This is a genomic window from Staphylococcus sp. EG-SA-2 (genome assembly GCF_017152085.1).
The window spans coordinates 1-8430 of sequence record NZ_JACYHC010000076.1; the positions used below are offsets into that span (position 1 = coordinate 1).

At 32.2% G+C, this 8430-nt stretch carries 9 protein-coding genes; 4 read left to right on the forward strand and 5 right to left on the reverse strand.

Features of this window, described 5'->3' with window-relative positions:
- Both IDG60_RS00590 and IDG60_RS00595 read right to left on the reverse strand, forming a co-directional pair.
- Nucleotides 1-501 (reverse strand): MFS transporter (locus IDG60_RS00590; protein WP_206160363.1); only part of this gene is annotated, 501 nt, incomplete at its 3' end.
- Complete coding sequence (locus IDG60_RS00595) at nucleotides 494-934, reverse strand: MarR family winged helix-turn-helix transcriptional regulator (RefSeq protein WP_000951058.1); 441 nt, start codon at nucleotides 932-934, stop codon at nucleotides 494-496. The genes IDG60_RS00590 and IDG60_RS00595, both read right to left, overlap by 8 nt.
- A gap of 161 nt (nucleotides 935-1095) precedes the next feature.
- Between IDG60_RS00595 and IDG60_RS00600 the strand changes: the two genes are divergently transcribed.
- Nucleotides 1096-1860, forward strand: coding sequence for a VOC family protein (locus tag IDG60_RS00600; RefSeq protein WP_000600967.1), 765 nt, complete (start codon nucleotides 1096-1098; stop codon nucleotides 1858-1860).
- On the opposite strand, the gene IDG60_RS00605 is transcribed toward IDG60_RS00600, so the two are convergent.
- Nucleotides 1852-2103, reverse strand: coding sequence for a hypothetical protein (locus IDG60_RS00605; protein WP_001549681.1), 252 nt, complete (start codon nucleotides 2101-2103; stop codon nucleotides 1852-1854). The two genes, IDG60_RS00600 and IDG60_RS00605, sit on opposite strands and share 9 nt — an antisense overlap.
- Before the next feature lie 388 nt (nucleotides 2104-2491).
- On the opposite strand from IDG60_RS00605, the gene femX reads away from it, so the two are divergent.
- Nucleotides 2492-3757, forward strand: a complete 1266-nt coding sequence (femX, locus tag IDG60_RS00610; protein WP_000413862.1) for a lipid II:glycine glycyltransferase — start codon at nucleotides 2492-2494, stop codon at nucleotides 3755-3757.
- A gap of 116 nt (nucleotides 3758-3873) precedes the next feature.
- On the forward strand, nucleotides 3874-7041 hold the full coding sequence (locus tag IDG60_RS00615) for an efflux RND transporter permease subunit (protein ID WP_000592307.1): 3168 nt from the start codon (nucleotides 3874-3876) through the stop codon (nucleotides 7039-7041).
- A gap of 183 nt (nucleotides 7042-7224) precedes the next feature.
- Here IDG60_RS00615 and mspA read toward each other — a convergent pair whose 3' ends face one another.
- The gene (gene mspA / locus IDG60_RS00620) at nucleotides 7225-7542 is read right to left on the reverse strand and encodes a membrane stabilizing protein MspA (protein WP_001161085.1); all 318 of its coding nucleotides are present in this window, start codon (nucleotides 7540-7542) and stop codon (nucleotides 7225-7227) included.
- A 244-nt stretch (nucleotides 7543-7786) separates the two neighbouring features.
- A complete protein-coding gene (locus tag IDG60_RS00625) occupies nucleotides 7787-7951 on the reverse strand; it encodes an SE1832 family protein (RefSeq protein WP_000051210.1) in 165 nt (54 codons plus the stop codon).
- Nucleotides 7952-8083: 132 nt separating this feature from the next.
- On the opposite strand from IDG60_RS00625, the gene IDG60_RS00630 reads away from it, so the two are divergent.
- Nucleotides 8084-8430: AEC family transporter (locus IDG60_RS00630; RefSeq protein ID WP_206160364.1), on the forward strand; the 347-nt coding region annotated here is incomplete at its 3' end.

Genomic DNA, 8430 nt, shown 5'->3' on the forward strand with positions numbered 1-8430 from the left:
GTATTTTGTAATAAGTAACATGCCTAGAAATGGGCCAATCGCTGTACCTAATACTAAACTTAAGGAAAATAAACTGATGCCTTCACTTTTTCTATTAACAGGGGTAACGTATGCCGCAATAGTACCTGTTGCAGTTGTCACAACTGCAGTTGCGATACCGTTTATGAGACGTACAAAGATTAAAAAAGCTAAAGATCCATCAATAAAATAAAGTAATTGCGTGATAATTAAAGCAATTAAACCAATAAATAATAATCGTTTAGGTCCGATTTGATTTACAAATTTACCTGTAGCAAATCGACCAATTAAAGACCCGACAATAAATAGTCCTACAACTAATCCGGCTAATGAATCGGAAGCGTCGAAAGCTTGCTTACTATAGCCAGCAATAACTACAAGTAACAAATACATGCATAGGTATACGATAAAGTTGACAAAAAAGTTGATTGTAAAACTTTTGGTGAAAATAGGTGATTTATTTAATGAGCCTTGATTAGTCATTGTGTGCCTCCTTTAATAATATTTCATGAATTTGATTCATCACATTTATGGTTTCTTGCATTTGATCTTGCGAAATGTTTGTTTTGGCAACTACTGCTTGTTGGAGCTTTTGTACATCAAGACAAACAATCTCATATAATTCATGCCCTTTAGGTGTTAAAGTTAAAAACTTTTGTCGTTTATCCTCTAAACTGTTTTCTACTGTTATAAGGTCATTTTCTATTAGAGCTTTTAAAGTTTTTCTTGCAGTAGGCTTTTCAATTGCACGTCTATGTGAAATTTCAATGAGAGTAGTGGGCTGATGTTTAGCGATATCGCGTAAGATTAACCATTGACCATAATATATATTGTGTTTTTCCAAAATCGGCTCTGCTAATTTTAAATAGGGGCGATATATTGTTATAAAACTATTGAAAAATTCTTGTGATAGCATAGTGACATCTCCTAAGACAAAATAGTTAGCTTAGCTAACCTTTTTACAACAATAGTAATTATAAAACGGGAGCAATTAGAAATCAATATATAATTATTAAGAGCAAAAATAATTATACTTTGTTAAAATAAGCGTAATTACATGTAAATAGGGGGATACTAATGATATTGAAATTTGATCACATCATTCATTATATAGATCAGTTAGATCGGTTTAGTTTTCCAGGAGATGTTATAAAATTACATTCAGGTGGGTATCATCATAAATATGGAACATTCAATAAATTAGGTTATATCAATGAAAATTATATTGAGCTACTGGATGTAGAAAATAATGAAAAGTTGAAAAAGATGGCAAAAACGATAGAAGGTGGAGTCGCTTTTGCTACTCAAATTGTTCAAGAGAAGTATGAGCAAGGCTTTAAAAATATTTGTTTGCGTACAAATGATATAGAGGCAGTTAAAAATAAACTACAAAGTGAGCAGGTTGAAGTAGTAGGGCCGATTCAAATGGAAAGAGATACACATAAAGATGGTAAGGTAAAGTGGCAATTGCTTTATATAATGAATCAGGATGATGATGAAATTAAGCCACCATTTTTTATTCAATGGGAAGAAAGTGATTCCATGCGTACTAAAAAATTGCAAAAATATTTTCAAAAACAATTTTCAATTGAAACTGTTATTGTGAAAAGTAAAAACCGATCACAAACAGTATCGAATTGGTTGAAATGGTTTGATATGGACATTGTAGAAGAGAATGACCATTACACAGATTTGATTTTAAAAAATGATGATATTTATTTTAGAATTGAAGATGGTAAAGTTTCAAAATATCATTCGGTTATCATAAAAGACGCACAAGCAACTTCACCATATTCAATTTTTATCAGAGGTGCTATTTATCGCTTTGAACCATTAGTATAAATATACGTAAGTGCTATGAGCGAGAATGCCCATATGAATAATGACAAGCACAATGGAAAGAATCGTTAATATATTATTTAATCGGGATGACTTAATTAAAATGAAAAAGATTGATAATATAAATGTGAAAAAGATAAGTATAACCCGTAAACTAAAGTAATTCACGGTGAGAGGTTGACTCAATGTCATAATGATTGCAACGATGTTCATAATTATAAATAGACTTAAAATAATTGTTCTCATATCAAACACCTCATTGTTAGATTATTGACATTATAACAGGGGTAATTGTATATGAACATTAATGTGGTTGCTTGAGGAAAAATTTATTCATTGAAGTCAAGTTGGTTCATTTTAGAAATGAATATCGTGTTAGATGATGAAAGTATATTGAAGTATAGGTAACTAGTTGAAAAGTATTAATTGTACGATAACATTAAATTTAACACGAAACATAGATATAAAATGATTCACAATTAAAATGGGTAAATTTGAACTTGCTAAACTATTAATTGGAGCATGGACATTTCAAAAATAAGAGTTCAAATCTTACACAAGCTCTGAATCGACACTATAAGATACAAACTGTATAATTAAAGGTATTGTTAAATAGAAGGAGATATCATAAATCATGGAAAAGATGCATATCACTAATCAGGAACATGACGCATTTGTTAAATCTCACCCAAATGGAGATTTATTACAATTAACGAAATGGGCAGAAACAAAGAAATTAACTGGATGGTACGCGCGAAGAATCGCTGTAGGTCGTGACGGTGAAGTTCAGGGTGTTGCGCAATTACTTTTTAAAAAAGTACCTAAATTACCGTATACGCTATGTTATATTTCACGTGGTTTTGTTGTTGATTATAGTAATAAAGAAGCGTTAAATGCATTGTTAGACAGTGCAAAAGAAATTGCTAAAGCTGAGAAAGCGTATGCAATTAAAATCGATCCTGATGTTGAAGTTGATAAAGGTACAGATGCTTTGCAAAATTTGAAAGCGCTTGGTTTTAAACATAAAGGATTTAAAGAAGGTTTATCAAAAGACTACATCCAACCACGTATGACTATGATTACACCAATTGATAAAAATGATGATGAGTTATTAAATAGTTTTGAACGCCGAAATCGTTCAAAAGTGCGCTTGGCTTTAAAGCGAGGTACGACAGTAGAACGATCTGATAGAGAAGGTTTAAAAACATTTGCTGAATTAATGAAAATCACTGGGGAACGCGATGGCTTCTTAACGCGTGATATTAGTTACTTTGAAAATATTTATGATGCGTTGCATGAAGATGGAGATGCTGAACTATTTTTAGTAAAGTTGGACCCAAAAGAAAATATAGCGAAAGTAAATCAAGAATTGAATGAACTTCATGCCGAAATAGCTAAATGGCAGCAGAAGATGGAAACATCTGAAAAGCAAGCTAAAAAAGCGCAAAATATGATTAATGATGCGCAAAATAAAATTGCTAAAAATGAAGATTTAAAACGAGACCTAGAAGCTTTAGAAAAGGAACATCCTGAAGGTATTTATCTTTCTGGTGCACTATTAATGTTTGCTGGCTCAAAATCATATTACTTATATGGTGCGTCTTCTAATGAATTTAGAGATTTTTTACCAAATCACCATATGCAGTATACGATGATGAAGTATGCACGTGAACATGGTGCAACAACTTACGATTTCGGTGGTACAGATAATGATCCAGATAAAGACTCTGAACATTATGGCTTATGGGCATTTAAAAAAGTGTGGGGAACATACTTAAGTGAAAAGATTGGTGAATTTGATTATATATTGAATCAGCCATTGTACCAATTAATTGAGCAAGTTAAACCGCGTTTAACAAAAGCTAAAATTAAAATATCTCGTAAATTAAAACGAAAATAGATTAACGACTGAAATCTGAACGCTCATAAGACTGTCATTTGCGTTCAGATTTTTTTACACAATATAGAATGGTTGAGTAAAATATTTTTGAATATAGTGAAAGAGGGGGAAGTACTGTGATAAAAAAGCTATTACAATTTTCTTTGGGGAATAAGTTTGCTATCTTTTTAATGGTTGTTTTAGTTGTCTTGGGCGGTGTATACGCGAGTGCTAAATTGAAATTAGAATTACTACCAAATGTACAAAATCCAGTTATTTCAGTTACAACAACAATGCCGGGTGCAACGCCACAAAGTACCCAAGATGAAATAAGTAGTAAAATTGACAATCAAGTAAGATCGTTGGCATATGTGAAAAATGTTAAAACGCAATCCATACAAAATGCTTCAATTGTAACAGTTGAATATGAAAATAATACAGATATGGATAAAGCAGAAGAACAGCTTAAAAAAGAAATCGATAAAATTAAATTTAAAGATGAAGTTGGTCAACCAGAATTAAGACGTAATTCGATGGACGCTTTTCCGGTTTTAGCATATTCATTTTCAAATAAAGAGAATGACTTGAAAAAAGTAACGAAAGTACTGAATGAACAATTAATACCAAAATTACAAACGGTAGATGGTGTGCAAAATGCGCAATTAAATGGGCAGACGAACCGTGAAATCACCCTTAAATTTAAGCAAAATGAACTTGAAAAATATGGGTTGACTGCTGATGATGTAGAAAACTATCTAAAAACAGCAACAAGAACAACACCACTTGGATTGTTCCAATTTGGTGATAAAGATAAATCAATTGTTGTTGATGGTCAATATCAATCTGTTGATGCTTTTAAAAACATAAATATTCCATTAACGTTGGCAGGAGGGCAAGGGCAATCTCAATCCCAAAGTGATAATAAACAAAATTCAGCCATGTCAGACGTTAATCAGGCATCACCGCAGCAAAATTCAAAAGCGTCAGCACCAAATAATATAAGTGGTATGCCGACAGCGAAACTAGGAGATTTAGCTGATATTACAGTTGGTGATGTGCGTACTTCTATTTCTAAAACGAATGGAAAGGATGCGGTTAATCTACAAATAACTAAAGCTCAAGATGCCAATACAGTTCAAGTAGCCAAAGATGTACAACGTAAAATTGATACATTCGTTGATGAAAATAAAGATTTTAATGTCACAAAAACAATGGATACTGCAAAGCCTGTTGAGAAATCACTTTATACGATGGTTGAAAAAGCATCATTAGGTACAATCGTGGCAATTATAGTTATTTTGCTGTTTTTAAGAAACATTCGTACGACGGCAATTTCTATTATATCCATTCCGTTATCACTTCTTATGGCGCTTATTGCTCTGAAATTGAGTGATGTTTCATTGAATATACTAACGTTAGGTGCATTAACAGTAGCGATTGGACGTGTGATAGACGATTCGATTGTAGTTGTTGAAAATATTTATCGACGCTTAACAGATTCAGAAGAACAACTAAAAGGTGAAAATTTAATTATCAGTGCGACAACTGAAGTATTTAAACCAATAATGTCATCGACACTAGTTACTATTATCGTCTTCTTACCACTTGTGTTTGTATCAGGTTCAGTAGGCGAAATGTTTAGACCTTTTGCATTGGCTATTGCATTTAGTTTATTAGCATCGTTATTAGTGTCAATTACACTCGTTCCAGCTTTGGCAGCAACACTATTTAAAAAAGGCGTTAAACGTCGTAATAAACAACATCAAGAAGGATTAGGTGTTGTTAGTACAACTTATAAAAAAGTATTGCATTGGTCACTAAATCATAAGTGGATTGTAATTATATTAAGTACATTAATTTTGGTTGCAACTATTGTATTTGGAGGACCGAGACTAGGCACTAGCTTTATTTCAGCAGGTGACGATAAATTTTTAGCTATTACTTATACACCGAAGCCTGGTGAAACGGAGCAAGCAGTGTTGAATCATGCGAAAGATGTTGAAAAATATTTAAAACAGAAAAAGCATGTAAAAACAATTCAATACTCAGTTGGTGGTAGTAGTCCAGTAGATCCAACGGGTAGTACAAATAGTATGGCAATCATGGTTGAATATGATAATGACACGCCTAATTTTGATGTAGAAGCGGATAAGGTTATTAAACATGTAGATGGCTTTAAACATCCTGGAGAGTGGAAAAATCAAGATTTAGGAACAGGTGCAGGTAATAAATCTGTAGAGGTTACTGTGAAAGGCCCATCAATGGATGCCATAAAATCAACTGTAAAAGATATTGAACAGAAAATGAAACAGGTTAAAGGACTAGCCAATGTCAAATCTGATTTATCGCAAACATATGATCAGTATGAAATTAAAGTTGATCAAAATAAAGCGGCAGAAAATGGTATTTCTGCAAGTCAACTTGCAATGCACTTGAATGAAAACTTACCAGAAAAAACAGTTACGACTGTTAAAGAAAATGGTAAAACTGTTGATGTTAAAGTCAAACAAAATAAGCAAACAGACTGGTCAGAAGATAAGTTGAATAATATAACTTTGAAAAAGCCGACTGGTGGTACGATTAAATTGGGAGATATCGCTACGTTAGTTAAAACAACGACACCAAGTAAATTGACGCAAGAACAAGGTGATTATGCAACGACGGTATCTGCTAAAGTAACAAATAAAGATGTGGGTGGCACAACACGACAAGTGATGTCTAAAATAAATAATTTGGACAAACCGAATAATGTAAAGGTTAATATCGGTGGTGCATCAGATGATATTAACAATGCAATGACACAATTAGCCTTTGCAATGTTAGCTGCAATCATTATCGTATATTTAATCCTAGTTATTACATTTAAAGGTGGCTTAGCGCCATTTACAATTTTATTCTCTTTACCATTTACAGTTATCGGTGTAATTATTGCACTATTAATCACAGGAGAAACAATATCAGTACCAAGTTTAATTGGTATGCTAATGTTAATTGGAATCGTAGTAACAAATGCCATTGTGTTAATAGACCGTGTCATTAATAATGAGCAGCAGGGCATGGAGATGAAAGAAGCATTAATCGAAGCAGGCGGTACTAGAATTAGACCGATATTAATGACGGCAATTGCAACAATCGGTGCATTAGTTCCTTTGTTATTTGGTCAAGATAGCTCGATTCTTATTTCGAAAGGATTAGCCGCTACAGTTATTGGTGGTTTAATTTCATCAACTTTATTAACACTTGTAGTTGTACCAGTAATATATGAAATTCTCTTTACTTTGAAAAAACGATTCACTAAACGATAGATAATATAAAAGCCATAAAAGCGGTCATGATATTGACTACTTTTATGGCTTTTTAAAATTTGAAATTTTAGATCTTATTTCACGTGCGATTTAATCGATGTGTTAATAAAACAATGCTGGCATTCAACATGTACGATAATAAAATAAAATTGCAATTATGTTATTGCATGTTTTGTTTATTACTTAGAATAATACGATGGTTAAGATGAAATATATGACAAAGATAAATAATGACATTAAATTCAAGATGTTTACACCTTTTAGATCTTTTTTAAGCATTTTAAATCCTGTCACTTCGACATTGCCGACTAAGAGTAGTAAGACGATAAATACCCACCAATTCTCTTTTGGAAAACTCATCGTCGTTAATGCTAAGACGAACAATAACAACACACCCATAATAATTCTCAAAATGCGAGTAAATACAACTTCCATTTTAAAAATACTAATAAAACTAACAATTAGATAAAGTATTGCTAGTAAAATCAGATAAAATTGCATATGATAACTTCCTCTCCGTTTCAAAGGGTTCATGTAGTACAGCAGCATAGAAAACATAAATAGCAGTGTTGGGATAGATATGCGTGTATGTTGTTAATGAAACACTAAATCATAACACGACAACATCTTGTGATTCTAGATGTAATTGAGCGAAAAATAAAGCAATTCATCAATATAACGTATTCAGAGCAATGCTAGTCAAATTTATGTAACGAAAAGCATTTATTGCTTGAATGATAGATTATTAATCTTGCATTTGAGCGCGAACGTTTCTAATTTCATTTTCAATATCTTTAAGTTGACGAACAAGTGCGGAAGTATCTAAATTCAAAGATTCCCGTTTTTCTAAGTCACCTTGAAGACGAACATAATCATATTTAAGTTCGGCTAGTTGGTTTTCTAAAGACATACTATAACACTCCTTTGAAATATAATTAAGTGCATTTAATGTAGATTATAGCATGAAACAGTAGACTTCTAAAATATCTGTGGAGTATGTTAAAGTTATAAATTATGAAGATTATTGAAAGAAGGGATAACAGTGACAGAACAATTTACTATGATTATTTTATTAATTGCGCTTGGTTACTTTTTGAAGCGCATTAATTTTATAAAGGCAACAGATAGTCAAGTCATTGCTACATTAGTTCTTAATGTCACACTCCCATCTTTAGTTATTGTGAATTTAAACAGTGCAGAATTAAAATTGTCATTCTCCATTTTACCAATTTTAATGATTATATATGGTATTGTGGCGAAAATGATTGCTGTCTGGTTTTTTAGAAAATATGATAATCACATGCGTGGATCAGTAGGTATGATGACTGGTGCTATGAATATTGGATTGTTTGCATATCCACTAATTGAAGTGATATGGCCTAAAACGGG